This window comes from Tropicimonas omnivorans, assembly GCF_031846565.1.
Taxonomy (GTDB): domain Bacteria; phylum Pseudomonadota; class Alphaproteobacteria; order Rhodobacterales; family Rhodobacteraceae; genus Tropicimonas_B; species Tropicimonas_B omnivorans.
In genome coordinates, this window is sequence record NZ_JAVRHL010000002.1 from 482,458 (window position 1) to 509,308 (window position 26,851).

Genomic DNA, 26,851 nt, shown 5'->3' on the forward strand with positions numbered 1-26,851 from the left:
CAGGTTCTTTGGGCGGTTATCAGACCCGTGTGGCGCTCCTCAGCAGCGGGACAGGGCCCAGCTTCCATAGCCGTCCTCGTAGATCAGCGTACCGTCCCGCATCTCGAAGAAGCGTGTCCGGTCGTCGGCGCCGAGACCATCCGCCACGCACTGGCCGAGAGAGGCGACGATCCCGCTGCCGGACCTCGACAGATCCGCCACATCGCAGACCGTTTCGGCGACGCGCACCGTCTCGGGGGAGATCGACACGACGAAGCCAGACGTCTCGCAGGCGCCGCCGACGGCATAGGAGCCCGGATAGTCATCGGCCCATTCGCGCGCCAGCGTCGGCCCTTGCGGCTGGGGGGCAGGGGCCGCGAGCCCGCCACCGCCGCCGCTCGGCGCGGCGCCGCACCGCAGGAGGCGCTCCGACTGGCCTTCATCCGTGATCGACAGTCCGTCCCGGCCGGACAGGCGCAGATCGAAGCTGCGCGTCTGTTCGACCTCGACGGCGCTTGCGGGCGGACATGTGCCGGTGGCGGAGACCGAGGTCACCCGGTCCGATACGCTGGCGATGCTGCAGGCCGTGCCGCCGGACTCGATGCTGCTTGCCGTGATGCTGCGCACGTCCCCCGGCTGGTCGCAGCGCCCGCCTTCGATGCGCCAGTCCCCGGTATATTCCGGCGGCAGGCGATCCGTGCTCGAGGACCGGCTGGCGGCGGCATTGTCGATCGTGCCCAGAGGTCGCGACGTGATCGTGCCGGACGGCGGCGTGATGACGTCCGATCCGCGGATCGGGGCGCTCGGTTCGCTTTGCGCAGGTGCGCCGCTTGTCGCTCCGCTGCCTTCGAGGGCCCGCTCGATCTGTCCGACCAGTGCCTCGTCCGATAGCGAGCTCTGCGCGAGGGCAGGGGCGGCGGGCAGCGCGGCGACGAGAACGAGAAGGGCGGTGCGTCTCACGGGGAGGACCTCGCGGGCAAAAGGGGGGGGCATGGTGTGGCGGCCAAACACGACATGGCTCCCCGGGGTTCCCCGCGGCGGGGGCGCGGACTACATCACCTTCATGTGCGGACGCTTCATCATCACCCCGCCCGGACCGGCCATCGCCGAAATCTTCGACGCAGCCCCGTCGAACGATCTGCCGCCCACGCCGAATTACAACGTCTGCCCCACGGACAGCATCCATACCGTCACCTCCGAGGCGGGCGCGCGGCGGCTCAGACCGATGCGCTGGGGCTTCATCCCGCACTGGTACAAGGCCCCGGATGGCGGTCCGCTCCTGATCAACGCGCGATCGGAGACCATGGCGGAGAAGCCCGCCTTCCGCTCCGCCTGCCGGGAGCGCCGCTGCCTCGTCCCGGCCAGCGGGTTCTATGAATGGACGAAGGAGGGCGAGGCGCGCCTGCCGTGGCTCATCCGCCGGGCTGACGACGTGCCGCTGGTCTTCGCCGCGATATGGCAAGGCTGGGAGGGGGAGGCCGGGGCGTTCGACACGGTCGCCATCGTCACGACCGCGGCCAGCGGGGAGATGACCGAGCTGCATTCCCGTGCGCCGCTGGTCCTCGGACCCGAGGACTGGGCGCTGTGGCTCGGGGAGGCGGGGCACGGGGCTGCCCGGTTGATGCGGCCGGCGCCGGAGGGGACGTTCACCTTTCACCGCGTGGACCCGGCGGTGAACTCCAACCGCGCCGAAGGGCCCTCCCTGATCGAGCCCCTCGCCGCCTGAAGGGGGCCACCCGACCCGTGGCCCAAACGCCACGGAGGCGGGCAGACCCGTCGGGGGAGGGGTTTGCCGCATGAGCTTCACCGGGCAAGCTGTCGCGCATAAACAACAAAAGAGCAGAGCAAATGGAACGGGCACGCGCCGAGCAAGGCGCTTATGTCGTTCCCTGGGCACGGACAGAGACAGCAGGCCTTCCCGGCGGACCGGTGGCGGATATCCTTCCCGGCGAGACCTGGCGCTGGGACGGTATCCCCTCGCGGATCGATGCGCGGGGCGGCCCGCTGCTGCTCACCGGCGCCCGGGGAGACGAGGAGATGAACGCGCGCGCCGGTCGGGCGGCGGGCCGGATGGCGCGACGGCTTGGTCTGGCGGCGAGGGATGCCGCGACGGCGCCCGAGCCGAAGGGGGCGGAGCCCGGAGCGCTCGGCCTGACCTTCGTTGTCACGGACGGACGCTGCGCGTGGCAGGGAGCCTGGGTGCCGGGTGGGCCGCGCGGGAAGGGGCTGGTCCTTTTCGATGACGGCGTGCCGCCCTCCGGCACGGATCTCCACGTGGTGCGCAGCGACGTCTGCCCGCGCCGCCGCGCGCGGGACCGCGCCGCGCCCTCCGCGGAAGGCCTGATCTGCTTCGTGCCCGGAACCTCCATCGCGACGCCGGGGGGCTCGCGCCCGGTCGAGGCGCTGCGGCCCGGCGATCTCGTCCTGACCAAGGATGACGGCCCCCGGCCCGTGCTCTGGACCGGTGCGCGGCACCTGAGCGGGGCGCGCCTCCGTGTCATGCCGCATCTGCGCCCGATCCGCGTGCGCTCGGGCGCGCTCGGGATCGAGCGGCCCGAGGGGGACCTTCTCGTCTCGCCGCGCCACAGGCTCCTCCTGGCGGGGCCGGCGGCACGGGCGCTCTTCAACCAGTCCGAGGTTCTCGTTCACGCCGAGGACCTGCTGGGTCATGCCGGTATTTCCACCGATATCGCCGCGCGGGACGTGAGCTATGTCCATGTCCTCATGGAGCGGCATCAGGTGCTGTTCGCGAACGGCGTGGAGAGCGAGAGCTTCCACCCGGACGAGGCGGCGATCGGGGCGCTGGGCGACGCGGATCGCGCCCGGATCAGGCACGTTCTCGCAGGCGAAAACCTTGATGCCTACGGGCCGCCGGCGCGCCGCGTGCTCGGCCGGGCCGAGGCCGCGATCCTCATGGCGGGCACCGCCCGGCTTCACGCTTGACACCTCACCGGGCCGGGGATAGACGGCGCCCTCCGGATCACGGGGGCCTCTGGCTCTCGCGTACCGGTATCCATTGGTGTTGGGGGCCCTCGCAAGAGGATGCCTGTCGGCCGATCCCGCTTCTCTTCGTGAAGAGGCGCTTGAGGCAAAGGACAACGCCCTTCGAAATCGACCCCGCTGCGTTTTGCGGGGCGCCATGAAGGAGATCAGACGGTGACCAAACGCACCTCTGCCAAGTACAAGCTCGACCGCCGCATGGGCGAAAACATCTGGGGCCGCCCGAAGTCCCCGGTCAACCGCCGCGAGTACGGCCCGGGCCAGCACGGCCAGCGCCGCAAGGGCAAGCTGTCCGATTTCGGCCTGCAGCTCCGCGCCAAGCAGAAGCTCAAGGGCCACTACGGCGACCTGACCGAGAAGCAGTTCCGCCGCATCTTCGCCGAGGCCGAGCGGGTCCGCGGTGACACCGGCGAGCTTCTGATCGGCCTCCTCGAGCGCCGCCTCGATGCCGTCGTCTATCGCGCCAAGTTCGTGCCCACCGTCTTCGCGGCGCGTCAGTTCGTGAACCACGGCCACGTTCTGGTGAACGGCAAGAAGGTCAACATCCCGTCCTACCGCGTGCAGGAAGGCGACGTGATCGAGGTGCGCCAGAAGTCCAAGCAGATGGCGCTGGTCCTCGAATCCGTGGGCCTCGCCGAGCGCGACGTGCCGGATTACATCGAGGCCGACCACTCCAAGATGACCGCGACCTTCGTGCGCACGCCCGCCCTCGGCGACGTGCCCTTCGCGGTTCAGATGGAGCCCAACCTCGTCATCGAATTCTACGCGCAGAACTGATCCCTTTCAGGGACCTTTTTTTGCAGAAATGGCCGGCCCTTCGGGGCCGGCCATTTTCGTTTGCGCCGTCAAATCTGCCGTTCAGAGGACGATGAAGACCACGACGAGCAGGACGATCACGGCGACGACGCCCCAGATCATGCCGCTTTTCACCGGGCTGTCGGCTTTGGGCGCGGTCTTGTGCTTTGGATCCGTCACCGCGTCGAGCGGACGCTGAGAGGCGCGGCTCGCGGTCGTGTCTTCGCCCGATTTCGGCGGCGGCGCGCCTGCGCCTGACCGGGGGGGCTGCGGGGTATCGTGGACGTCCTCGGGATCGAGATTGGGAGACATGGTGCCCGCAGCCGCCTCCGATTCCGTCGGATGGCCGGTCTGCCGCGGCGGTGCCGAGGCCTCGCGGGGCGGTGTCGTGGGGTTTCGTTTTTCATCTGTCATGAAGGTGTCCTCCTTTGGGTCAACAACGCGAAGAGGGGGGGTGGGCGTTCCTCTGCCGAGGGACGGCAGGCGCGCCAGGGCGGCGATTGCGATGCCGCTCGGGGTCACGTCTTCGTCATACGGCGCCCCGCCGGACGGGACATGCCGGCTTTCCCACGGTTTCCTTTTCGGCGGGCGCTGCTAGAAGGCCCCCCGACGTCAGACCAACGGAGTGAGAGATGGCCGAGACCCACCCCATCCATGGCCGCATCGACGGGCCCGTCGTGATGATCGGCTACGGCTCGATCGGCCGCGGGACCCTTCCGCTCATCGAGCGCCATTTCGAGTTCGACCGCGAGAAGCTCCTCGTCATCGAGCCCGGCAGCGAGGCCTGCGCACTTCTCAAAGAGCGCGGCATTCCCTATCGCCAGGAAGCGCTGACCCGCGAAAACTACCGCGAGATCCTGGGCGAGGTGATCGCGCCGGGGGGCTTCGTGGTGAACCTCTCGGTCGATACCTCCTCTCTGGAGCTGATGCGGTTCTGCCGGGAGCGGGGCTGTCTCTACATCGATACGGTCGTGGAGCCCTGGGCCGGCTATTACTTCGACACGACCGACAACGCCGCCCGCACGAACTACGCCCTGCGCCAGACGGTGCGGACGGAGAAGGCCGAGAATCCCGGCGGGACGACCGCCGTCTCCTGCTGCGGCGCGAATCCGGGCATGGTGTCCTGGTTCGTCAAGGAGGCGCTCCTCAAGCTCGCCGAGGATACCGGGCGTGATGTCGAGACGCCCGCCAGCCGCGAGGACTGGGCCCTGCTGATGCAATCCCTCGGCGTCAAGGGCGTGCATATCGCGGAGCGGGACACGCAGGCCCGCGCCAAACCCCGGCCGCGTGACGTCTTCGTCAACACATGGTCGGTCGAGGGCTTCATCGCCGAAGGCTTCCAGCCTGCCGAACTCGGGTGGGGCACGCACGAGACCTGGTTCCCCGAGAACGGCAACCGCCACGAGACGGGCTGCCATGCCGGGATCTGGCTCGGCCGGCCGGGCGCGATCACCCGCGTCCATACCTGGTGCCCGACGCCCGGTCCGCAATTCGGCTTTCTCGTGACCCACAACGAGGCGATCTCGATCTCGGATTACTACACCGTCGGCGAGGGGCGGGATCCGCAGTACCGGCCGACCTGCCACTACGCCTACCACCCCTGCGACGACGCGGTCCTCTCGCTGCACGAGATGTTCGGCTCCGGCCGGCAGCAGACGGTCCACGAGATCCTCGAGCCGGGCGAGATCGTCACCGGCATCGACGAGCTCGGCGTCCTCCTCTTCGGCCACGAGAAGAACGCGCTCTGGTACGGCTCGCGCCTGTCCAACGAGGAGACGATGCAGATCGCCCCGGACCAGAACGCCACGGGTCTGCAGGTGACGAGCGCGGTTGTCGCCGGCATGGCGTGGGCGCTGGCGAATCCGGAGGCTGGCATCGTCGAGACGGACGAGATGGACCACGCCTTCTGCCTCGGCGTGCAGCGTCCCTACCTCGGACCCGTGGAGGGGCACTACACGGACTGGACCCCGCTCCAGGACCGGTGGGAGCATTTCGAGGAGGACATCGACGAAAGCGATCCCTGGCTCTTCCGGAACGTCCTCGCCTCCTGACGGGGGGGCGGGGGCGCGTCCCCCGCGCGCGGGCGGGACTGGTCAGTGCGTGCGGTGCGGGGTAAGGCCGGTGGCGGTGACTTCAGGACGGACGACATGACCCAAGGCGAGACCCGCAAGGGACCGACCCCCAAGCCCGGCATCCTCGACATCGCCCTCTATGTGGGCGGTGCGGCGAGCGCGCCCGGTGCCGAGAACCCGATCAAGCTGTCTTCCAACGAGAACCCCTTCGGCGCGCCCGAAAGCGCCAGGGCGGCGATCCGGGAGAGCCTGTCCGAGGGGGTGCATCGCTACCCGTCCACCGACCACGCCTCCCTGCGCCGCGCCATCGGCGAGGTCCACGGGCTGGAGGCGGACCGGATCATCTGCGGCGTCGGCTCGGACGAGATCTTCGGCATGGTCTGCATGGCGTACCTGGAGCCGGGGGACGAGGCGATCCACACCCGCCACGGCTTCGCGATGTACCGCATCTGCACGCTCTGGGCCGGCGGCGTGCCGGTCGAGGTGCCGGAGCGGGAGCGCGTGGTCGACGTGGACGCGATCCTCTCGGCCGTCACCGAGCGCACGCGGCTCGTCTTCATCGCCAACCCGGCCAACCCCTCCGGCACGATGATGGACGAGGCGGAGGTCCTGCGACTGGCGGACGGTCTGCCGGAGCATGTCCTCCTCATTCTCGACGGCGCGTATGCCGAGTTCGTCGAGGGCTTCGACGGTGGCGCCGGTCTGGCGGCGACGCGGCCGAACGTGCTGATGACGCGCACCTTCTCCAAGCTCTATGGCTTGGGCGGCCTTCGGATCGGCTGGGCCTACGGGCCGCGGGACATGATCGACGTGCTCACCCGCGTCCGCCAGCCCTTCAACCTGTCCAACACCCAGCTCATGGCCGCCGAGGCGGCCGTGCGGGATCGGGACTGGGCCGAGTGGTGCCGGACGGAGAATGACCGTCTGAGGAGCCGGCTCACCGCCGATCTTCGTGGCTTAGGGATCGCGTTGGATACATCCTTTGCAAACTTTGTCCTCGCCCGGTTCAGGGACGCGGCGGAGGCGGATGCGGCCCATGCCCACCTGATGCGGGCCGGTCTCATCACGCGAAAGGTGGCGGGCTACCACATTCCGGAGGGCCTTCGGATCACGGTGGGGGACGAGGCGGCCTGCACGCGGCTCGCCCGCGCGCTCGCGGACTTCCGGGCGATGGCGTGAGGGCGAAGCGATGAGCGTGATCTACGACCGCGTGGCCCTGATCGGCCTTGGTCTCATTGCGGGCTCGATGTCGCTTGCCATGCGGCGGGACGGCCTCGCGGGGGAGATCGTCGGCACGGCCCGCTCCGCCGAGACCCGCCGCGTCGCGGCCGAGATCGGGCTGGTCGACCGCGTGGTCGAGACCGCCGGGGAGGCCGTGACGGGCGCGGACCTCGTTGTCCTCGCCGTGCCGGTCGGGGCCATGTCCGCCGTCGCCGAGGCCATCGGCCCGTACCTGAAGCCAGGCGCAACCGTCACCGATGTCGGCTCCGTCAAGAAGGCGGTGATCGACGCGGTGGGCCCGCATATCCCGGACGGCGTCCATTTCGTTCCGGCGCACCCGCTGGCGGGCACCGAGCACAGCGGCCCGCATTCCGGCTTCGCCGAGCTGTTCGCGAACCGCTGGTGTCTGATCGTGCCGGACGGCAGCCGGGCGGAGGAGGCGGCGATTGCCCGCCTCGAGGCGCTCTGGCAGGGCATGGGCGCGCTGACCGACCGGATGGAGGCCGATCATCACGACCTCGTCCTCTCCGTTACCTCCCACGTGCCGCACCTCATCGCCTACACGATGGTCGGCGTCGCCGACGATCTCGGCCGGGTCACGGACAGCGAGGTGATCAAGTATTCCGCCGCGGGCTTCCGGGACTTCACGCGCATCGCCGCGTCCGATCCAACCATGTGGCGCGACGTGTTCCTGACCAACCGGGAGGCGGTGCTCGACATTCTCGGCCGCTTCACCGAGGAGCTCTTCGCCCTGCAGCGCGCGATCCGGACGGGGGAGGGGCAGGAGCTGCACGATTACTTCACCCGCACCCGCGCGATCCGCCGCGGCATCCTCGAGGCGGGCCAGGATACGGACGCCCCCGATTTTGGACGCGCCGCCAGTCGCAGGGGCGCCGCCGAGTGAGGCGGGCCCTGCGCCTCGTCGCTGTCCTGGCGATGATCGGCGCTCCGGCATCGGCGGATTTCGCCCCGGACACCTCGCCCCGCCCGCAGCAGCGGCGCGCCGCCGCGCCCGAGCCCGTCGCGGGTCCGGACGTGACCGTCACCGATCAGGGCGTAATCGTCCGCCGCTCGCTCAAGCCCCGCCCGCGCCCGGTCGCCCCGACGGCGCCCGAGAAACAGGTCGTGGCTGCCGGTCCCGCCGCCCGCGTTGGCCGGCCAGAGGAGCGGCCGGACGGCCGTCTCCCGAATGCTGCCCGGCAGGCTGCCCTGCCGGCGCGCGGCTCCGTCTGCGGTGACGTCTCGATCCGCGGCGAGACCCTTCCGCCGATCCCGGGCCGCGTCGAGGGCTGCGGCGTCGAGGCGCCGGTCAGGATCACCGAGGTTGCAGGCGTGCGCCTCTCCACGGCCGCGACGATGGACTGTCCGACGGCGTCGGCGCTGCGAAACTGGGTGGTGACGGGGGCAAATCCCGCCATCGGAGGCCGCGGAGGCGGCATCTCATCGCTCCGGATCGCGGCGCATTACATCTGCCGCGGGCGATACAACAATCCGAACGCTCGGATCAGCGAGCATGGCAAGGGCCGCGCGGTGGACATCTCCGCCCTCACGCTGGCGGACGGAACCTCCATCACGGTCCTGAACGGATGGAACAGCAAACGGGACGGGCCGGCGCTCCGGCAGATGCACCGCGCCGCCTGCGGTACGTTCGGCACCGTTCTCGGCCCCGAAGCCAATGCCGCGCACCGCGATCATTTCCACTTCGACACCGCCCGCTATCGCTCCGGCAGCTATTGCCGCTGACCGGCGGCTCAGTCGCCAGAGCCGAGGCGCGGCGCCGGCCCGAGGGAGACCGGGCCGAGCCGGGTCTGGCCGTCCGCGAAATTCAGTGTCAGGTCCACATCCTCGCCCGAGGACAGAAGGCCCATCGCGCCGCGGATCTGCTCCGCCATGCGCTGCGGCACGAGGCCGCTTGCGACGGCCGCGTCGAGCATCGCCCGCCAGTTCTCGACCACGAGGCGCAGATCGCCTTCGGCATAGGCGCCTCTTCCGGCCGCCAGATCGCCGGTGACCCGCAGGCGCGACTGGCCGAGTTCCACCGTGGCGCTGCGGATCTCCACGCGCTCCACCCGGGGCGCACGGGACAGCGCCGATCGGTCGAGCGGGCCATCCAACGTGACGGCGAGGTCCGCCCGCACGTTCCGCGCCGCCACGTCCGGCGCGCCGGGATAGGTTGTGATGCGCGGCTCGAGTGCGGTGATGCCGATATCCCGGGCATTCTCGCGCCCCGGCGTGGGACGGATCGCCAGCCGCAGCTCCCGCGCGCGGGCCGAGGCGGTGTCTCCCTGAAGCCGCGGGGACTCGATCACGAGGGCGGCATGGTCCAGTTCCAGCGCGAGGCCGGGCACGAAGACGACGCTGGCGCGCATCCGATCGGAGCGGACTTGCGCACTCTCGCCGCCGAGCTCGATCGTCTGCAGGTTCGGCCAGACCGCGATCAGGTGGTGCGGCTTGTAGCTCAGCGACAGCACCTGGAAGAACGGCGCGGTCCAGCGCCAGTCCCCGCCCGGCGGGGCGAGGGCGGGCTCGTCGAGGGTGACGTCGAACCGATTCGGGAAGCCGCGGAGGGCGACGTCCGACCACTCGGCCTCCCATCCCGAGGCCTGCATGTTCTCCTGCAGCCGGCCGATGGCCACCTTCGCGCCCTGCGCCCCCGCAAGCCAGTACCCCGACCAGAGCGCGGCGAGAACGAGGACGATCAGGAACAGACGTTTGGGGGTCATCGCGCGCTTCGGGTCCTTTCCATGTCGCCGCCACGCCGTCCGCCCGGCCGATCCGGCATCGGGGAAGGGGGCTTTATCCTGCTGCCGTCGCCCTTTACACTTTGCGCGTCCCGGAGTCTTCCATGACCAGCCATCCCAAGCGAGATCATCCCCCGAATGTGTTGCCCGATCCCTTGTGGGTCTTCGGCTACGGCTCCCTTGTGTGGAATCCCGGCTTCGAGGTCGCGGAGCGGGCGCTTGCAACATTGCCGGGATATTCCCGCAGCTTCTGCATGCGCTCGATCCACCATCGCGGGTCCGTCGAGGTGCCTGGGCTGGTGCTCGCGCTCGACGAAGGCGAGGGAGAGAGCTGCTCCGGCGTCGCCTTCCGCGTCGAGCCCGGCACGGAGGCACAGGCGATCGAGGACCTGCGGGACAGGGAACTGATTTCCTCGGCCTATCTTGAGCGGATCGTGACGCTCTCGCTCCGGGACGGACGGAGCGTGGAGGCGGTCGCCTATGTCATCGACCGCGACCACGAGCAGTATTGCGGCGGGCTGGACCTGGGTGAGCAGGCCCGCATCATCGCCACCGCGACCGGCGGGCGCGGGACGAACGCGGAATACCTGCACAACACCGCCTCCCACTTGGCCGAGCTCGGCCTTGCCGACCCCGATCTCGATCATCTTGCGGCCCACGTTCGCGATCTCACCGGTCAGGATCCGGACTGAACGGATTTGTTGATTGGCTCTTGATCTGGGCGGGCCTATGGTCCGCACCGCAAAACGCAGGATGACGCCCGCATCATGGACGTGACCGCGCACGGCGCGCAAAAGCAATTCTCGAAGCCGGTTCGGCAGGTCACGCTCATGCTGGGCGTGCTCGTCCTCGTCATCGCGGGCGCGTGGTTCATCTATCCCAGCGTCGCGCCCATCTTCCTGTCCAATCCCTTCCTGAACGGCCTGATCGCGTTCGTCTTCGTGGTCGGCGTGGCCGCCTGCTTCTTCCAGGTGCTGCAACTGTTCTTCTCGGTCGGCTGGGTGGAGCGGTTCGTCGGCGGTGAGGTCACTTCGGAGGATACCGCGCCGCGGCTCCTCGCGCCCCTGGCCCAGCTTCTCTATACCCGCGGCACAACGCGGAAGATCAGCGCCACGTCGGCGACATCGATCCTCGATTCCGTCGCCACCCGGATCGAGGAAGCGCGGGACATCACGCGCTACCTCGTCTCGCTCCTGATCTTCCTCGGCCTTCTCGGCACCTTCTACGGTCTCGCGACGACGGTGCCGGCGGTCGTCGAGACGATCCGGTCCCTGGCGCCACAGAACGGGGAGGGCGGCGTCGAGGTGTTCTCCCGCCTGATGAGCGGTCTCGAAGCGCAGCTCGGCGGGATGGGCACGGCCTTCGGCTCCTCGCTCCTCGGTCTTGCGGGATCCCTCGTCGTGGGCCTTCTGGAGCTCTTCGCCAGCCACGGCCAGAACCGCTTCTACCGCGAGCTGGAGGAATGGCTCTCCACCATCACCAAGCTGGGCTTCACGTCGGGCGACGGGGAGGCGGCGGATGCTCCGACCATGGTCGGCGTGCTGGAGCATATGGCCGACCAGATGGAATCCATGCGGGAGATGTTCACCCAGTCGGACATCTCGCGCTCGATGATGGACGAACGCCTTTCGGACGTCGCCACCTCGGTCACCGCGCTGACCGCCCGGCTGGAGCGGGGCGATGCGACCTCCGAGGCGCTCATGCGCGTGGCCGACGGGCAGGAGCGGCTGATCGAGCGGCTTGGACGGACGGCGGACAGCGAGGGCGAGGATGACGGCGGCGACGCCGAAAGCCGGATGCGCCTGCGCTCCATCGACCTGCAGCTCGTGCGGATCCTCGAGGAACTGGCCGCCGGCCGCCAGGAAACCGTGGCGGACCTGCGCTCCGATCTCGCCGGCGTGACCCGCGAACTCCGCCGGCAGGCCCCGAGAGGGCAGGCCCGCACCGGGCCGGCCGCGAACCTCAGGGGGGAGTGACCCATGGCGCTCTCGCGGCGCAGCGGTAACCGCTTCTCGAACGCCATCTGGCCGGGCTTCGTCGACGCGATGACGGCGCTCCTGCTGGTGCTGATGTTTGTCCTGTCGATCTTCATGATCGTGCAGTTCATGCTGCAGGAAACGATCAGCGGGCAATCCTCCGAGCTCGACGCGCTGTCGGCGGAGATCTCGGAGCTGTCCGGCGCCCTCGGTCTCGAGCGCCAGCGCAGCGCCAGCCTCAGCGGACAGGTGACCGACCTGTCCGCCTCGCTTCAGGACAGCCGGAGCGCGAGCGCAGAGCAGGCCGCGCTGATCGACGAACTCGGCGGCGAGATCGAGAACCGGGACCGGGCTCTTGCCGCGGCAGAGGGGCGGATCGCGAGCTTCGAGGAGCAGGTCGCGAGCCTGATCGCCGCGCGGGACAGCGCCGAGGATCGGGTCGCGACCGTGACGGCCGCGCGCGACGAAGCCGCCGAGGAACGGGACGCGTTCGAGACCGCCCTCGCCACGGCGCGGGAGGAGATCGACGAGACCGCCGAAGCCGCCCGCCTCGCCGCCGCCCGGCGGGAGGCGCTTGAAGCCCTCGTCGCCGACCTGCAGAGCCAGGGCGAGGCAGACGAAACACAAATCGCTGCGCTCCGGGCCGATGTGTCGGAGGCCGAGGCGGCGGAGGCCGAGCTGCGCGCCGAGCTGACGGAGGAAGAAGAGGCCCGGCTCGCGGAAGCCGCGGCGGCGGAGGCCCTGCGTGCGCGCCTCGAAGGGGCCGAGGACGAGCTGACCGCGATGCAGCTCTCCCTCGAGGAGCAGCGCCGCGAGGCGGAGGAGACGCTGACGCTTCTTGCCGCCGCCGAAGAGGCCGGGGACGATCTCGATGCGCGCCTCGCCGCCGCTCTTGCCGCCCGCTCCGATCTCGAGACCCGCCTGGAAACGCAGGAGGGTGCCGCCGAAGAGCTGACCGGCGCCGAGGCGGAGATCGCGAGCCTCCGGGACGATCTGGCGGCTGCCACGGGGCGGGCCGACGATCTGGCCGCGACCCTGTCCGAGATGCGCGGCGAGACCGAGGCCGTGACGGCAGAAGCCGAGGATCGCGCGCAAAGGCTGGCCGCGCTGGAGAGTGATTTGGCCGAGGCGCGGACCGTCGCCGCCGAGCTCCGCGCCGAGAACGAGGCGCTGCGGCAGGACGCGGGCTCCGCCGAGGAGATCCGCAACCGACTGACTGCCGCCTTGGCCGCGAAGCTTGCGGCGGAAGGGGACGCCGCCGAGGCCCGCAGCGAGGCGGAGCAACGTCAGGCCCTCCTGCGGCAGGCGAATGAGGAGCTGTCCGAGGTCGAGGCCCAGAGCGCCGACCAGCAGCGGCGCGTCACCGTTCTGAATGAGCAGGTCGCCGAGCTCCGGCGCCAGCTCGGCTCCCTGCAGAGCCTTCTCGAGGTTGCCGAGGAGCGGGACGAGGCGGCGCAGGTCCAGCTTCAATCCCTCGGCAGCCGTCTCAACACCGCGCTCGCCCGGGCTGCCTCCGAGCAGCGTCGCCGGGCCGAGTTGGAAGAGACGGAGCGCATGCGCCTCGCCGAGGAGGCCGAACGACTGCGCGCACAGGCCAACAACCTCGAGAGCTACCGCTCCGAGTTCTTCGGCTCGCTGAGGGATATCCTCGGCGGTCGGGACGGCGTCCGGATCGAGGGGGATCGCTTCGTGTTCTCCTCCGAGGTGCTGTTCCAGCAAGGTTCGGCGGACCTGTCGCCCGAGGGTCGCCGGGGGGTGGCCAATGTTGCCGATATCCTCTCCGACGTCGCCGGCGAGATCCCGGACGGCATCGACTGGGTGATCCGGGTGGACGGTCACACCGACAACGTGCCCCTCATCGGGACCGGCGAATATGCCGACAACTGGGAGCTGAGCCAGGCGCGGGCGCTCTCTGTCGTGCGCTACATGACCGACGCGCTCGGCTTCCCGCCGGACCGGCTCGCCGCCAACGGCTTCGGCCAGTACCAGCCCATCGCCGAGGGCGACAGCCCGGCTGCCCGCGCCCAGAACCGCCGGATCGAACTGAAACTGACCGAGCGGTAGCATTCGCCTCAAGCGCGAATCGCTCCCCCGCGTTCCCGGCCGGCCCCCACGGGATTGGGGCCATATCCACCCACGCCTGGCCCCCTATGGGTGCGGATCGGAACATGTCGCCCCTGCGAGGGCCCTCTTCCGGCGCAAAACGGAGTTGCGCGGGTTGCATGGCTCCCCTCGCATAGGCTCAACTCGTCCTCATGGACAGACACCGGGGGCGAGGGGGCGCTGAGCGCTCCTTTCCACCCCCGTGCGTCGCCCTACACCAGAGGAGGACAAGAATGACTTTCCGTTTCACCGCCATCGCGGCCTGCGCGCTCGCCGCGTCCCCCGCCTTCGCACAGGATGATTACGACCGGACGGACTGGCCGTCCTCCTTCACCGTCGGCACGGCGAGCCAGGGCGGCACCTACTTCGCCTATGGCTCCGGCTGGGCCAACCTCGTCGGCGAGGAGCTCGGCCTCAGCGGCGGCGCCGAAGTGACCGGCGGCCCGATGCAGAACATGGCGCTCGTCCATACCGGCGACGCGGCCTTCGGCATGACCACGATGGGCCCCGCCCGCGAGAGCCTCGAAGGCACCAACCCCATCGCGCCCGGCCTCGAGATGACCAATGTCTGCGCGATGTTCCCGATGTACCAGACGCCGTTCTCCGTGACCGCGCTGTCCTCCTCGGGGATCGAGAGCATCTCCGATATCCCCGATGGCGCGAGGATCGGCTTCGGCCCGGCAGGCTCCACCTCGGACACCTACTTTCCGAGGATGATGGATGAGCTCGGCGTCAACTACGAGCGGCGCAACGGCGGCTGGTCCGACCTCGGCGGTCAGCTCCAGGACGGTCTGCTCGACGTCATCGCCTTCGCGGCGGGCATCCCCGTCCCCGCGGTCAGCCAGCTCGAGGTGCAGACGGACGTGAACATCATCGAGTTCACCGACGAAGAGCAGCAGACGCTCCTGGACGCATTCCCCGTCGCCGCCTTCGACATCGCGGCGGACACCTATTCCACCCTCGAGGAACCGGCGACATCGGTTGCGATGTGGAACTTCGCGGTGGCGAATTGCGACCTTCCGGCCTCCTTCGTCGAGGCGGTGGTGGATACCGTCATGTCCGACAACGCGCGCATGGTGAACATCCACCGCGCCGCCGAATCCACGACGCCGGAGAACGCGGACAAGAACACCGTCCTGCCCTGGCATCCGGGTGCGGCCGCGTGGTTCCGCGAGAACACCGACGCCGAGATCCCGGACGACATGGTCCACGGCGGCTGATTAGACGCTTGTACTAAAAAGGAGGCCCCGGCCGCGCGGCCGGGGCCTTCGTCACAATTGAACAGGGTGAGGGACCGAGGAATGGCCGAGAGCCGCGAAGACGAGCGCATCATCGCCGAAGGCGTCGACGAGGAGGCCATCGAGGAGAACAGGCGCCTGTTCGGCGGCTGGCGCTTCATCGCCATCGCCGTGGCGGCGGGGCTCTATGCCGCGTTCCACATGGCTGCGCTGACGGGGCTGTCGATATCCTCCATGACCGGCGTGGACCTGCCGTTCCTGCCGACATTCCCGATGGAGACGTGGAACTTCCGGATCGTCCACGTCGCCGGCGCCCTCATGCTCGGCTTCCTGATCTATGCGCCCAATGCCTTCCCGGAGGATGCCGGTGGCGAGACGCGGATCCTCGGCCTTCTTGCCCTCGCGCTCGCCGTTCCGGCCCTTCTCGCTCTCGGCACGGCGATCTGGTTCGCCCTCCAGATCAACGGGGGCGCGCAGTGGACCGGGATCGACGAGACCATCCGCTTCAACGAAACCTGGTTTTTCGGCGCGCCGCTCTGGATTGCCACCGGCGGCGCCATCGCCCTGAGCTGGCGTCATCGCCGCGTGCGGGAGGGCTTCGCCGCGCCTGATTTCGTCCTCGCGATCTGTGCAGTGGCGGTCGCGACGTACCTGATCACCATTTACGGCACCCTGATGCGCAACTCGACGGGCACGCCCTTCGCCCCGATCGGCATCTCCATGGCCGCCGTCGCCGGCAGCGCGCTGATCCTCGAGTTGACCCGCCGCGTCGCCGGCCTCGCCCTCGTGGTGATCTCGGCGATCTTCCTCGTCTATGTCTTCGCCGGGCAGTACCTGCCGGGCTTCCTCAATTCGCCGCCCATCGAATGGACCCGTTTCTTCAGCCAGGTCTATACGGATGCCGGGATCCTCGGGCCGACCACGGCCGTCTCCTCAACCTACATCATCCTGTTCATCATCTTCGCCGCGTTCCTGCAGGCCTCGAAGGTCGGGGATTACTTCGTCAACTTTGCCTTCGCGCTCGCCGGCAAGGCCCGCGGCGGTCCGGCCAAGGTCGCGATCTTCGCGAGCGGATTGATGGGCATGATCAACGGCACCTCGGCGGGCAACGTCGTGGCCACCGGCTCGCTCACGATCCCGCTGATGAAGAAGGTGGGCTACAAGAAGAAGACCGCTGGCGCGATCGAGGCCGCCGCCTCCACGGGGGGGCAGATCGTGCCGCCGATCATGGGCGCGGGCGCCTTCATCATGGCCGAGATCACCGGCATCCCCTATACCGAGATCGCGATCGCTGCGATCATTCCGGCGATCCTCTACTTCGTTTCGGTCTACTTCATGGTGGACTTCGAAGCGGCCAAGCTCGGCATGGAAGGGATGCACGAGGACGAGATCCCGAGCGCCCGGGCGCTGGCAAAGAAGTGCTTCCTTTTCCTGCCCATCGTCATCCTCATCGTCGCGCTCTTCATGGGCTATTCCGTGATCCGTGCCGGCGTCTACGCCACCCTCGCCGCCGTCGTCGTCAGCTGGCTGACCCGGCACAGGATGGGGCCGAGGGCCGTCGGCAAGGCCTTCGAGCTCGCCGGTATCATGTCGATCCAGATCATCGCGGTCTGCGCCTGCGCCGGCATCATCGTCGGCGTCATCAGCCTGACCGGCGTGGGAGCGCGGTTCTCCTCGCTGCTCCTCGGCCTCGCGGATGCCTCTCAGCTCCTGGCGCTGTTCTTCGCGATGTGCATCTCGATCCTGCTCGGGATGGGGATGCCGACGACGGCCGCCTATGCCGTGGCAGCGTCCGTCGTCGCGCCGGGCCTCGTTCAACTCGGCATTCCGGCGCTGACGGCGCATTTCTTCGTCTTCTACTTCGCGGTGCTCTCGGCAATCACGCCGCCCGTCGCGCTGGCCAGCTACGCGGCTGCCGGTATTTCGGGGGCGAACGCGATGGAGACCTCGACCGCCTCGTTCAAGATCGGCATCGCGGCGTTCATCGTGCCGTTCATGTTCTTCTACAACTCCGCCATCCTGATGGACGGAACGTGGTTCGAGATCGCCCGGGCGGGCCTGACGGCCGTGGTCGGTGTGTTCCTTCTGTCAGCCGGCGTGCAGGGATGGTTCTTCGGTGCGCGTGCGGGCTGGATCGTGCGGGGCCTGGCGGTTCTGGCGGCGCTGTCGCTGATCGAAGGGGGCCTGATGTCCGACCTGCTGGGTGTCGCGCTCGCCGTGGCGGCGGTCGGCGCGAGCCGGATGCTGTCCGGCCCGTCCGGCGCAGGGGCCAGGGCCGCCGGCTAAAGGGGGTAGGGGACCGTGACCGCCCTCCGCGCGAGGGCGGCACCGTCCCGGAAAAGCGTGACCTGCCCTTGATCGGGCGTGTTGCCGACCCGGACTCGCGGTGCGGGGTTGTCCCGGGCGCGGAAGAGGTCCGGCCGATCCTTACCGGGCTCGACCTCCTCTGTCCCGATCCCGTGATCTCGATGCGCAAGGCGTCCCCGGCCGGGTCTGCAAGCACATGCGGCCGGAGGGCGAGGGCCAAGGGATCCCGGCCCGCCTAAGGCACCTGCCCGGTCTTGATCGAGGCAAGGGCGGGGGCGTGCGGACACGAAAACGGGGGCGCCCGAAAGCGCCCCCCGATCGTTCATGCGAGACTCATTCAGCCGTCAGGAGGGGCGGCTTGCGGGACGAGAGCTGGCGCTTCTTCGGCTCCTCCACCTCGAGGTCGATCGCGTCGCCCTTGATTGTCACGCGGACGTTTCCGCCCTTGACGAGCTTGCCGAAGAGAAGCTCCTCGGCGAGCGGCTTCTTGATGTTCTCCTGGATGACGCGGCCGAGCGGGCGGGCCCCCATCTTGTCATCGTAGCCCCGCTCGGCCAGCCATTCGGCAGCCGGCTTGGTGAGCTCGATGGTGACGCCGCGATCCAAGAGCTGTGCTTCGAGCTGCAGGACGAACTTCTCGACCACCTGAAGGATGACCTCCTTCGGCAGGGCGCCGAAGCTGATCACCGCATCGAGACGGTTGCGGAATTCCGGCGTGAAGGTGCGCTCGATGGCGGCGGTATCCTCACCTTCCCGCTTGTCCCGGCCGAAGCCGATGGCGGCCTTCTGCATGTCCGACGCGCCCGCGTTCGACGTCATGATCAGAACGACATTCCGGAAGTCCACCGAGCGGCCATTGTGGTCCGTTAGCTTGCCGTGATCCATCACCTGCAGGAGGATGTTGAACACGTCCGGATGCGCCTTCTCGATCTCGTCGAGCAGCAGGACGCAGTGCGGATGCTGATCGACGCCATCCGTCAGCATGCCGCCCTGGTCGAACCCGACATAGCCCGGAGGTGCGCCGATGAGGCGGGAGACGGCGTGCTTCTCCATGTACTCGGACATGTCGAAGCGTAGCATTTCGACACCCAGCGTTTCCGACAGTTGCTTGGCCACCTCCGTCTTGCCGACGCCGGTGGGGCCGGCGAAGAGATAGTTGCCGATCGGCTTCTCGGGCTCCCGCAGGCCGGCGCGCGCCAGCTTGATCGCGGAAGACAGCGCGTCGATGGCCGCGTCCTGACCGAAGACCACTCGCTTGAGCGCGGCGTCTAGGTCCTTCAGCACCTCCGCATCGTCCTTGGAGACGTTCTTGGGCGGAATGCGGGCGATCTTGGCGACGACGGCCTCGATCTCCTTGGTGCCGATGGTCTTCCGCCGCTTGCTTTCCGACAGGAGGTGCTGCGCCGCGCCGGCTTCGTCGATCACGTCGATCGCCTTGTCCGGCAGCTTGCGGTCATGGATGTAGCGCGAGGAGAGTTCCACCGCGGTCTTGATCGCGTCGTTGGTGTACTTGATCTCGTGATGGTCCTCGAAATAGGGCTTCAGACCCTTCAGGATCTTCACGCTGTCCTCGACAGAGGGTTCATTGACGTCGATCTTCTGGAACCGGCGGGACAGGGCCCGGTCCTTCTCGAAGTGCTGGCGGAACTCCTTGTAGGTGGTGGAGCCCATGCAGCGCAGCTTGCCGCCCTGCAACGCGGGCTTCAGCAGGTTGGACGCATCCATCGCGCCGCCGGAGGTCGCGCCGGCGCCGATGACGGTATGGATCTCGTCGATGAACAGGATCGCGTCGGGATGCTCCTCGAGCTCCGTCATGACGGATTTCAGGCGCTCCTCGAAATCCCCGCGGTATCGGGTGCCAGCGAGGAGGGCGCCCATGTCGAGCGAGTAGATCGTGGTGCCGGACAGCACCTCGGGCGTTTCGCCGGACACGATCTTCCGCGCGAGACCCTCGGCGATGGCGGTCTTGCCGACCCCGGGATCGCCCACAAGGAGCGGGTTGTTCTTGCGGCGGCGGCAGAGGACCTGCACGCAGCGCTCGACCTCAGAGGACCGGCCGATGAGCGGGTCCACGTTGCCCTTGCGGGCCTTCACGTTGAGATCGACGCAATACTTGCCGAGCGCGCTTTCCTTGGAGGCATCCTCCGCTTGCGGTTCGGCCTGGGCGGTCTCGGCATCCTCGTCCTCCTCGGAGGCCCCCGTGACGGGGCGGCTTTCGCCGAAAGAGGGGTTCTTGGCCACGCCGTGCGCGATGAAGTTCACCGCGTCGTAGCGGGTCATTTCCTGCTCCTGCAGGAAATAGGCCGCATTCGATTCGCGTTCGGCGAAGATCGCGACAAGCACGTTGGCGCCCGTCACCTCGGTGCGGCCGGAGCTCTGGACGTGGATCGCGGCGCGCTGGATCACGCGCTGAAACGCGGCCGTCGGCACGGCCTCGGAGCCTTCGATCTCGGTCACGAGGGTCGACAGGTCGTCGTCGATATATTCGTCCAGGGTCTTGCGGAGGCTGCTGAGGTCCACGTCGCACGCCCGCATGACCTTGGCCGCGTCGGGCTCGTCGATCAGGGCGAGGAGCAGATGCTCCAGCGTGGCGAATTCATGACGTTTGGCGTTGGCGATGGCCAGCGCCGCGTGGATGGCATGCTCGAGGGTATTCGAAAACGACGGCACGTTGCGTGCTCCTTTCCTCATCGGGGCCGAACGAAGGGGGGCGGACCCGCCTTCTCCAACCGTGGCCTCATGATCTTAAAGTTTGGTTGGTGGACGCCACGCTTCAAGTGTTTTCTTGCCTTGCACGGCCCGGTTCCGGGCTTCGTGCACGAATTGTGATCGAACGGGCCGCGTCGCGGGACGCCGGACCGGCCGGACGCCCTCCCCGGGCAACCCCGGCCCGTCCGATGCATCCGAGGCGCGAACGCTCAGAAATTGTCCTTCCTGCGCCGGATCTCGGCAAACACCTCGGCATCCGAGGCATCTTCCATGCCGAGGCCCGACCGGATGGCCGGGTCGCCGGCGCGAAGGAAGGGGTTGGTCTCCTTTTCCTCGGCGAGGCTGGAGGGGATTGTTGCGTCACCCTTGGCGCGGGCCGCTTCGATCTGACCGGAGCGGCGGGCGAGGGCGGGGTTCTCGGGGTCCACCGTCATCGCGAAGCGGGCGTTGGCGGCGGTGTATTCGTGGCCGGAATAGACGATGGTGTCCTGCGGCAGGGCCGCGAGTTTGCTCAGGGATTTCCACATGGTGTCGGCATCGCCTTCAAACAAGCGCCCGCACCCCATCGCCATCAGGCTGTCCGCGGTGAAGACGGCATCCGATCCGGGAAAGTGGAAGGCCACGTGGCCCATCGTGTGGCCGGAGACATCGATCACGCGGCCCTTCTCGCCGCCGATCATGATCTCGTCGCCTTCCTCGACCTCGACGTCGAGCGCGGGCAGGCGGTGCGCATCCGCCTTCGCGCCGATGACGCGCGGGGACCAGTGGGTCCGCAACTCCTCGACGCCGCCGACATGGTCGGAATGGTGATGGGTGATGAAGATCTTGCCGAGCTCCCAGCCCCTGGCCTCGAGGACGGACTGGATCGGTCCGGCTTCGGGCACGTCGATCACGGCGGTGTCGTTCGTGACGGGGTTGTGAGCGATGAAGGCGTAATTGTCAGAGAGACAGGGGACGGTGACGATTTCGAGCGGCACGGCGTTTCCTTTCCGTGGTGCTTGGGTAAGGTGTAGCCACTGCACCTAGCCGGGGACGCCGCCGCCTCAATGCATCTCGACGTTTTGGATCTGAGGACCTTCTACTACCGGACCCAGCTGGGGCGCGTGGCGCAGCGCGCGGTGCGTCATCAGGTCGCTGCCCTCTGGGACGTCGAGCGCGCGCGCGGGCAGACCATCGCGGGCTACGGCTTCGCGGTGCCGCTCCTGCGGCCCTACATGGGAAGCGCACGGCGCGTGATCGGGCTGATGCCGGGGCCGCAGGGCGTGATGCCGTGGCCGGCCGGGATGCCGAATCTCTCCGTCCTCTGCGAGGAGACCATGTGGCCTCTCGAGACGGGCCGGGTGGACCGGCTGATCGTCATGCACGGGCTGGAGACGTCGGAGCACCCGCCGGCGCTCCTCGAGGAATGCGCCCGGGTCTTGGGTCCGGGAGGGAAGGCGCTCTTCATCGTTCCGAACCGTGCCGGCCTCTGGGCCCGCCGTGATCGCACGCCCTTCGGCTACGGCCGCCCCTATTCGCTGTCCCAGCTCGAAGCGCAACTGAGCCGCCACGGCTTTACCGCCGAACGCCATTCCGCCGCGCTCTTCTCGCCGCCATCCTCGCGCCGCTTCTGGCTGCGGTCGGCGGATCTCCTGGAGCGGATGGGACGGCGCGTCTCTTCCTATTTCGCGGGCGGTGTGATCCTCGTGGAGGCCAGCAAGCAGGTGACGATGCCGCGCGCCCCCGGTGTCCGCGACATGGTCCGCCGCCCGCTCGACGTGCTGGATGGGGCGAAGCAGCCCGGAACCGCCGGGGCGACGTCCCGGATCGGCAAGAGCATCGAGCGCTGAGGCGAGGCAGGGCAGGGGGGCACGTCCCCCCCGCGGCGCGGCCCGACCGGCACCCGCGCGCAGAGCCCGGTTCGCGGGCCGGATCCGGCTACTCCACTCCTGATTGATATCCGCCCTGCTTGGGCTCCGCTGCGCTGGCGCGGGCAGGGGAGGCTCGGTGACGTGCCGACCCCCGCCCGGAAAAAACTCCGCCCCGGTCAGCCGAAACACTGCATCGGGCAAGTAAACAACGGATTTCGAAGCATGAAGATAGGCGGGCAATAGAGTTGCGCGGCCCGAACCATGCTGCTAGACCCGCTCTCGATCTGACGGGGGCCGGTCGCGGCGCCCGTCGTTGTTTGCCCGGTCCACCCATCGCGGGGGCCGGGACGCCATTCAACGATCCGGGCCGGCCACGATCGCGGCCGACAAACGAAAGGGTGGACGTGTCCGAAACGGCTTCGATTTCAAACAGTATCGCCGGGCGCTATGCCGCTGCCCTGTTCGATCTGGCCAAGGGCGAGGGCAAGCTCGACGTCCTCGAGCGGGATGTGGACACGCTGGCGGCCGCGCTCGACCAGAGCGCCGATCTGCGCGAGCTGATCCATTCGCCGGTCTATACCCGGCAGGAGCAGCGCACGGGCGTTCTCGCCGTGGGCGAGAAGGCGGGCCTCGATCCGCTGACCCGCAACACGCTCGGGCTCATGGCCGACAATCGCCGCCTCTTCGCGCTGCCTTATTTCGTCGCCGCCGCGCGGGAAATGATCGCCGAGGAGAAGGGGGAGGTGACGGCCGACGTGACCTCCGCCATCGAACTGGACGACAGCCAGCGCGGACGTCTCGCCGAGACGCTGAAGTCCCGCTTCGGCAAGGATATCAAACTGAACACGACCGTCGACGATAGCCTCATCGGCGGTCTTATCGTGAAGGTGGGCTCCAAGATGATCGACACGTCGGTCCGCGCCAGGCTCGCCGCGCTTCGCAATTCGATGAAAGAGGTCGGGTGATGGCACTGCAAGCCGCGGAAATTTCCGCGATCCTCAAGGACCAGATCAAGAATTTCGGCCAAGAGGCCGAAGTGGCCGAGGTCGGCCGCGTCCTGTCCGTCGGTGACGGCATCGCGCGCGTTCATGGCCTCGACAACATCCAGGCCGGTGAGATGGTCGAATTCCCGGGCGGGATTCAGGGGATGGCGCTGAACCTCGAGATCGACAACGTCGGCGTCGTCATCTTCGGCTCCGACCGGACGATCTCCGAGGGTGACGTGGTCAAGCGGACCAACTCCATCGTGGACGTTCCGGTGGGCGATGCCCTCCTCGGCCGCGTGGTAGACGCTCTCGGCGAGCCCGTCGACGGCAAGGGCGATGTCGCCGCCGCCGAGCGCCGCGTGGCGGACGTGAAGGCGCCGGGCATCATCCCGCGCAAGTCGGTTCACGAGCCGATGGCGACTGGCCTCAAGGCCATCGACGCGATGATCCCGATCGGCCGCGGCCAGCGGGAACTGATCATCGGCGACCGCCAGACCGGCAAGACCGCCGTGGCGCTCGACGCGATCCTCAACCAGAAGAGCTACAACGAAGCCGCTGGCGACGACGAGAGCAAGAAGCTCTACTGCATCTACGTCGCCGTCGGTCAGAAGCGCTCCACGGTGGCCCAGCTTCTCAAGAAGCTCGAGGAAACCGGCGCCATCGAATACACCACGGTCGTCGCCGCGACGGCGTCCGACCCGGCGCCGATGCAGTACCTCGCGCCCTACACCGCGACCGCGATGGCCGAATACTATCGCGACAACGGCCGCCACGCGCTGATCATCTACGACGATCTGTCCAAGCAGGCCGTGTCCTACCGCCAGATGTCCCTCCTGCTGCGCCGTCCGCCGGGCCGCGAAGCCTATCCGGGGGACGTGTTCTACCTGCACTCCCGGCTTCTGGAGCGCTCGGCCAAGCTCAACGAAGAGCATGGCGCAGGCTCGCTCACCGCGCTGCCGATCATCGAGACGCAGGCCGGCGACGTGTCCGCCTACATCCCGACCAATGTGATCTCGATCACCGATGGCCAGATCTTCCTCGAGACCGACCTGTTCTACCAGGGCATCCGTCCTGCCGTGAACACCGGCCTCTCGGTCAGCCGCGTGGGCTCCGCCGCCCAGACGAACGCGATGAAGTCGGTCGCCGGTCCGGTGAAGCTGGAGCTCGCGCAGTACCGCGAGATGGCCGCCTTCGCCCAGTTCGGCTCCGATCTCGACGCGTCGACCCAGCGGCTGCTGAACCGCGGTGCGCGTCTGACCGAGCTGATGAAGCAGCAGCAGTATTCTCCGCTGACCAATGCCGAGATTGTCTGTGTCATCTTCGCCGGTACGCAGGGCTATCTCGACAAGGTCGCCGTGAAGGATGTCGGCCGGTTCGAGAAGGGCCTGCTGCAGTTCATGCGCAGCAAGCACGCCGATCTGCTGGACTGGATCACCACCGAGGACCCGAAGATCAAGGGCGACGCCGCCGACCGTATCAAGACGGTCATCGACGAGTTCGCGAAGGACTTCGCCTGATCGCGGATCGCCAGGAGCACTGAATGCCCAGTCTCAAAGACCTCAGAAACCGGATCGACAGCGTCAAGTCGACCCGGAAGATCACCAAGGCGATGCAGATGGTCGCCGCCGCCAAGCTGCGCCGTGCGCAGGAGGCGGCGGAGGCCGCGCGCCCCTATGCCGAGCGCATGGAACGGGTGATCGCAGGCCTCGCAAAGTCCGTCGAAGGATCGGAGGGCGCGCCGCGCCTCCTGTCCGGAACCGGTCAGGACGAGACGCGCCTGATGGTCGTCATGACCTCCGAGCGCGGCCTCTGCGGCGGCTTCAACTCGAACATCGTCAAGATCGCACGCAAGGCGATCCGCGATGCGCAGGCGGACGGCAAGACCGTCAAGGTCCTGACCGTCGGCAAGAAGGGGCGTGACCAGCTCCGCCGCGATTTCAAGGATCTCTTCGTCGGCCACCATGACATGAGCGAGGTCAAGCGCCTCGGTTACGGTGATGCGCAGAAGGTCGCGAAGGACATCCTCGATCGGTTCGATGCCGGCGAGTTCGACGTGGCGACCCTGTTCTACGGCGAGTTCGAGAACGTCGTCGTCCAGAACCCGACCGCGCAGCAGATCATCCCGGCCGATACCTCCGGCATGGATGCGGGCGACGAAGGCGATGCGACGCTCTACGACTACGAGCCGAACGAGGAGGAGATCCTTGCGGATCTGCTGCCCCGTGCCGTGGCGACCCAGGTCTTCACGGCGCTCCTCGAGAACGCCGCGTCCGAGCAGGGCGCACGCATGTCGGCCATGGACAACGCCACGCGCAACGCGGGCGACATGATCGACGACCTGACCATCGAGTTCAACCGCTCGCGCCAGGCCGTCATCACCAACGAGCTGATCGAGATCATTTCGGGCGCCGAGGCGCTCTGACGAGACGGAGAGACCGTAATATGGCAAACCCAACTGGCAAAGTGACCCAGGTCATCGGCGCCGTCGTGGACGTCCGCTTCGACGGCCACCTGCCCGAGATCCTGAACGCGCTGGAGCTGGACAACAACGGCAAGCGCCTCGTCCTCGAGGTCGCCCAGCACCTTGGCGAGAGCACCGTTCGCGCCATCGCGATGGACAGCACCGAAGGCCTCGTTCGCGGCCAGCCCGTGACCGACCTCGGCGCGCCGATTTCCGTTCCGGTGGGCGATGCGACCCTCGGCCGGATCATGAACGTCGTCGGTGAACCCGTGGACGAGAAGGGCCCGGTGAACGCAGCCGAGACCCGCCCGATCCACGCCGAAGCCCCGCCGTTCGCGGCGCAGGCGACCTCGTCCGACATCCTCGTGACCGGGATCAAGGTCATCGACCTGCTCGCCCCGTATTCGAAGGGCGGCAAGATCGGCCTCTTCGGCGGTGCGGGCGTCGGCAAGACGGTTCTCATCCAGGAACTGATCAACAACATTGCGAAGGTGCACTCGGGCTACTCCGTGTTCGCCGGCGTCGGCGAGCGGACCCGTGAGGGCAATGACCTCTACTACGAATTCATCGAGTCCGGCGTCATCGACGAGAATGACCTGTCCAAGTCCAAAGTGGCGCTGGTCTATGGCCAGATGAACGAGCCGCCGGGAGCGCGGATGCGCGTCGCCCTGTCCGGCCTGACCATGGCCGAGCAGTTCCGCGACCAGTCGGGGACGGACGTCCTGTTCTTCGTGGACAACATCTTCCGCTTCACGCAGGCGGGTTCCGAGGTGTCGGCGCTTCTGGGCCGCATTCCCTCCGCCGTGGGCTACCAGCCGACGCTCGCGACCGACATGGGCGCGATGCAGGAGCGGATTACCTCCACGAATGCCGGCTCGATCACCTCGGTGCAGGCGATCTACGTGCCGGCGGATGACCTGACCGACCCCGCGCCGGCCACGTCCTTCGCCCACCTCGACGCGACCACGGTTCTCAGCCGCGCGATTTCCGAGCTCGGCATCTACCCGGCCGTGGACCCGCTCGACTCCACCTCGCGGATCCTCGATCCGCAGGTCGTCGGCGAGGAGCACTACCAGGTTGCCCGTGACGTTCAGGGGATCCTCCAGCGCTACAAGGCGCTCCAGGACATCATCGCCATCCTCGGGATGGACGAGCTGTCCGAGGAGGACAAGCTGACCGTGGCCCGTGCCCGGAAGATCCAGCGCTTCCTGTCGCAGCCGTTCGACGTGGCCCAGGTCTTCACCGGCTTCCCCGGTGTGCAGGTTCCGCTCGACAAGACGATCGCCTCCTTCAAGGCCGTCGTTGCCGGCGAGTACGACCACCTGCCCGAGAGCGCCTTCTACATGGTCGGCGATATCGACGAGGCGGTCGCGAAGGCCGAGAAGATGGCCGCGGACGCGGCGTAAGGAGGCC

General features: G+C 68.2%; 22 protein-coding genes. 17 read left to right on the plus strand and 5 right to left on the minus strand.

The window, feature by feature from the left end; translation table 11 throughout:
- Nucleotides 1-39: 39 nt before the first annotated feature.
- Complete coding sequence (locus RM543_RS07645) at nt 40-939, minus strand: hypothetical protein (RefSeq protein ID WP_311690298.1); 900 nt, start codon at nt 937-939, stop codon at nt 40-42.
- Nucleotides 940-1,042: 103 nt separating this feature from the next.
- Here RM543_RS07645 and RM543_RS07650 point away from each other — a divergent pair, with 103 nt between their 5' ends.
- From RM543_RS07650 to rpsD, 3 genes are all read left to right on the plus strand, one after another.
- Nucleotides 1,043-1,705 (plus strand): SOS response-associated peptidase, encoded by a 663-nt coding sequence (locus RM543_RS07650; protein WP_311691342.1) that lies wholly within the window; start codon nt 1,043-1,045, stop codon nt 1,703-1,705.
- Nucleotides 1,706-1,827: 122 nt separating this feature from the next.
- On the plus strand, nt 1,828-2,922 hold the full coding sequence (locus RM543_RS07655) for a Hint domain-containing protein (protein ID WP_311690299.1): 1,095 nt from the start codon (nt 1,828-1,830) through the stop codon (nt 2,920-2,922).
- Between the two features lie 213 nt (nt 2,923-3,135).
- The gene (rpsD, locus tag RM543_RS07660; RefSeq protein WP_311690300.1) at nt 3,136-3,756 is read left to right on the plus strand and encodes a 30S ribosomal protein S4; all 621 of its coding nucleotides are present in this window, start codon (nt 3,136-3,138) and stop codon (nt 3,754-3,756) included.
- Between the two features lie 81 nt (nt 3,757-3,837).
- Here the strand turns inward: rpsD and RM543_RS07665 are convergent, their stop codons facing one another.
- Nucleotides 3,838-4,188, minus strand: coding sequence for a hypothetical protein (locus RM543_RS07665; RefSeq protein ID WP_311690301.1), 351 nt, complete (start codon nt 4,186-4,188; stop codon nt 3,838-3,840).
- A 218-nt stretch (nt 4,189-4,406) separates the two neighbouring features.
- On the opposite strand from RM543_RS07665, the gene RM543_RS07670 reads away from it, so the two are divergent.
- From RM543_RS07670 to RM543_RS07685, 4 genes are all read left to right on the plus strand, one after another.
- Nucleotides 4,407-5,825: a homospermidine synthase gene (locus RM543_RS07670; RefSeq protein ID WP_311690302.1), complete on the plus strand. Its 1,419-nt coding sequence runs from the start codon at nt 4,407-4,409 to the stop codon at nt 5,823-5,825.
- 96 nt (nt 5,826-5,921) lie between these two features.
- Nucleotides 5,922-7,025, plus strand: a complete 1,104-nt coding sequence (gene hisC, locus RM543_RS07675) for a histidinol-phosphate transaminase (RefSeq protein WP_311690303.1) — start codon at nt 5,922-5,924, stop codon at nt 7,023-7,025.
- 10 nt (nt 7,026-7,035) lie between these two features.
- Nucleotides 7,036-7,971 (plus strand): prephenate/arogenate dehydrogenase family protein, encoded by a 936-nt coding sequence (locus tag RM543_RS07680; RefSeq protein WP_311690304.1) that lies wholly within the window; start codon nt 7,036-7,038, stop codon nt 7,969-7,971.
- Nucleotides 7,968-8,810: an extensin-like domain-containing protein gene (locus RM543_RS07685; RefSeq protein WP_311690305.1), complete on the plus strand. Its 843-nt coding sequence runs from the start codon at nt 7,968-7,970 to the stop codon at nt 8,808-8,810. Before RM543_RS07680 ends, RM543_RS07685 begins: the two co-directional genes overlap by 4 nt.
- An 8-nt stretch (nt 8,811-8,818) precedes the next feature.
- Here RM543_RS07685 and RM543_RS07690 read toward each other — a convergent pair whose 3' ends face one another.
- Nucleotides 8,819-9,790 carry a DUF2125 domain-containing protein gene (locus RM543_RS07690; protein ID WP_311690306.1) on the minus strand — a complete coding sequence of 324 codons (972 nt, stop codon included), beginning with the start codon at nt 9,788-9,790 and terminating at the stop codon, nt 8,819-8,821.
- Between the two features lie 122 nt (nt 9,791-9,912).
- Between RM543_RS07690 and RM543_RS07695 the strand changes: the two genes are divergently transcribed.
- The 5 genes from RM543_RS07695 (at nt 9,913) to RM543_RS07715 (ending at nt 17,411) form a co-directional block, all read left to right on the plus strand.
- The gene (locus RM543_RS07695) at nt 9,913-10,500 is read left to right on the plus strand and encodes a gamma-glutamylcyclotransferase (RefSeq protein WP_311690307.1); all 588 of its coding nucleotides are present in this window, start codon (nt 9,913-9,915) and stop codon (nt 10,498-10,500) included.
- 75 nt (nt 10,501-10,575) lie between these two features.
- Nucleotides 10,576-11,784, plus strand: a complete 1,209-nt coding sequence (locus RM543_RS07700; RefSeq protein WP_311690308.1) for a biopolymer transporter ExbB — start codon at nt 10,576-10,578, stop codon at nt 11,782-11,784.
- A 3-nt stretch (nt 11,785-11,787) separates the two neighbouring features.
- Complete coding sequence (locus tag RM543_RS07705; protein ID WP_311690309.1) at nt 11,788-13,848, plus strand: peptidoglycan -binding protein; 2,061 nt, start codon at nt 11,788-11,790, stop codon at nt 13,846-13,848.
- Between the two features lie 272 nt (nt 13,849-14,120).
- Nucleotides 14,121-15,107 carry a TAXI family TRAP transporter solute-binding subunit gene (locus RM543_RS07710; RefSeq protein ID WP_311690310.1) on the plus strand — a complete coding sequence of 329 codons (987 nt, stop codon included), beginning with the start codon at nt 14,121-14,123 and terminating at the stop codon, nt 15,105-15,107.
- A gap of 81 nt (nt 15,108-15,188) precedes the next feature.
- Complete coding sequence (locus RM543_RS07715; RefSeq protein ID WP_311690311.1) at nt 15,189-17,411, plus strand: TRAP transporter permease; 2,223 nt, start codon at nt 15,189-15,191, stop codon at nt 17,409-17,411.
- 354 nt (nt 17,412-17,765) lie between these two features.
- Here RM543_RS07715 and clpA read toward each other — a convergent pair whose 3' ends face one another.
- Both clpA and gloB read right to left on the minus strand, forming a co-directional pair.
- A complete protein-coding gene (gene clpA / locus RM543_RS07720) occupies nt 17,766-20,102 on the minus strand; it encodes an ATP-dependent Clp protease ATP-binding subunit ClpA (RefSeq protein WP_311690312.1) in 2,337 nt (778 codons plus the stop codon).
- A 248-nt stretch (nt 20,103-20,350) separates the two neighbouring features.
- The gene (gene gloB / locus RM543_RS07725; protein WP_311690313.1) at nt 20,351-21,118 is read right to left on the minus strand and encodes a hydroxyacylglutathione hydrolase; all 768 of its coding nucleotides are present in this window, start codon (nt 21,116-21,118) and stop codon (nt 20,351-20,353) included.
- Nucleotides 21,119-21,187: 69 nt separating this feature from the next.
- Between gloB and RM543_RS07730 the strand changes: the two genes are divergently transcribed.
- The 5 genes from RM543_RS07730 to atpD all read left to right on the plus strand — a co-directional run bounded on the left by RM543_RS07730 (nt 21,188) and on the right by atpD (nt 26,844).
- On the plus strand, nt 21,188-21,970 hold the full coding sequence (locus RM543_RS07730; RefSeq protein ID WP_311690314.1) for a methyltransferase domain-containing protein: 783 nt from the start codon (nt 21,188-21,190) through the stop codon (nt 21,968-21,970).
- 425 nt (nt 21,971-22,395) lie between these two features.
- A complete protein-coding gene (locus RM543_RS07735) occupies nt 22,396-22,956 on the plus strand; it encodes a F0F1 ATP synthase subunit delta (protein ID WP_311690315.1) in 561 nt (186 codons plus the stop codon).
- Nucleotides 22,956-24,494, plus strand: a complete 1,539-nt coding sequence (gene atpA / locus RM543_RS07740; RefSeq protein ID WP_311690316.1) for a F0F1 ATP synthase subunit alpha — start codon at nt 22,956-22,958, stop codon at nt 24,492-24,494. The genes RM543_RS07735 and atpA overlap by 1 nt, the downstream gene beginning before the upstream one ends.
- A gap of 23 nt (nt 24,495-24,517) precedes the next feature.
- Nucleotides 24,518-25,399: a F0F1 ATP synthase subunit gamma gene (locus RM543_RS07745; protein ID WP_311690317.1), complete on the plus strand. Its 882-nt coding sequence runs from the start codon at nt 24,518-24,520 to the stop codon at nt 25,397-25,399.
- Nucleotides 25,400-25,419: 20 nt separating this feature from the next.
- The gene (gene atpD / locus RM543_RS07750; protein ID WP_311690318.1) at nt 25,420-26,844 is read left to right on the plus strand and encodes a F0F1 ATP synthase subunit beta; all 1,425 of its coding nucleotides are present in this window, start codon (nt 25,420-25,422) and stop codon (nt 26,842-26,844) included.
- Nucleotides 26,845-26,851 lie beyond the last annotated feature (7 nt).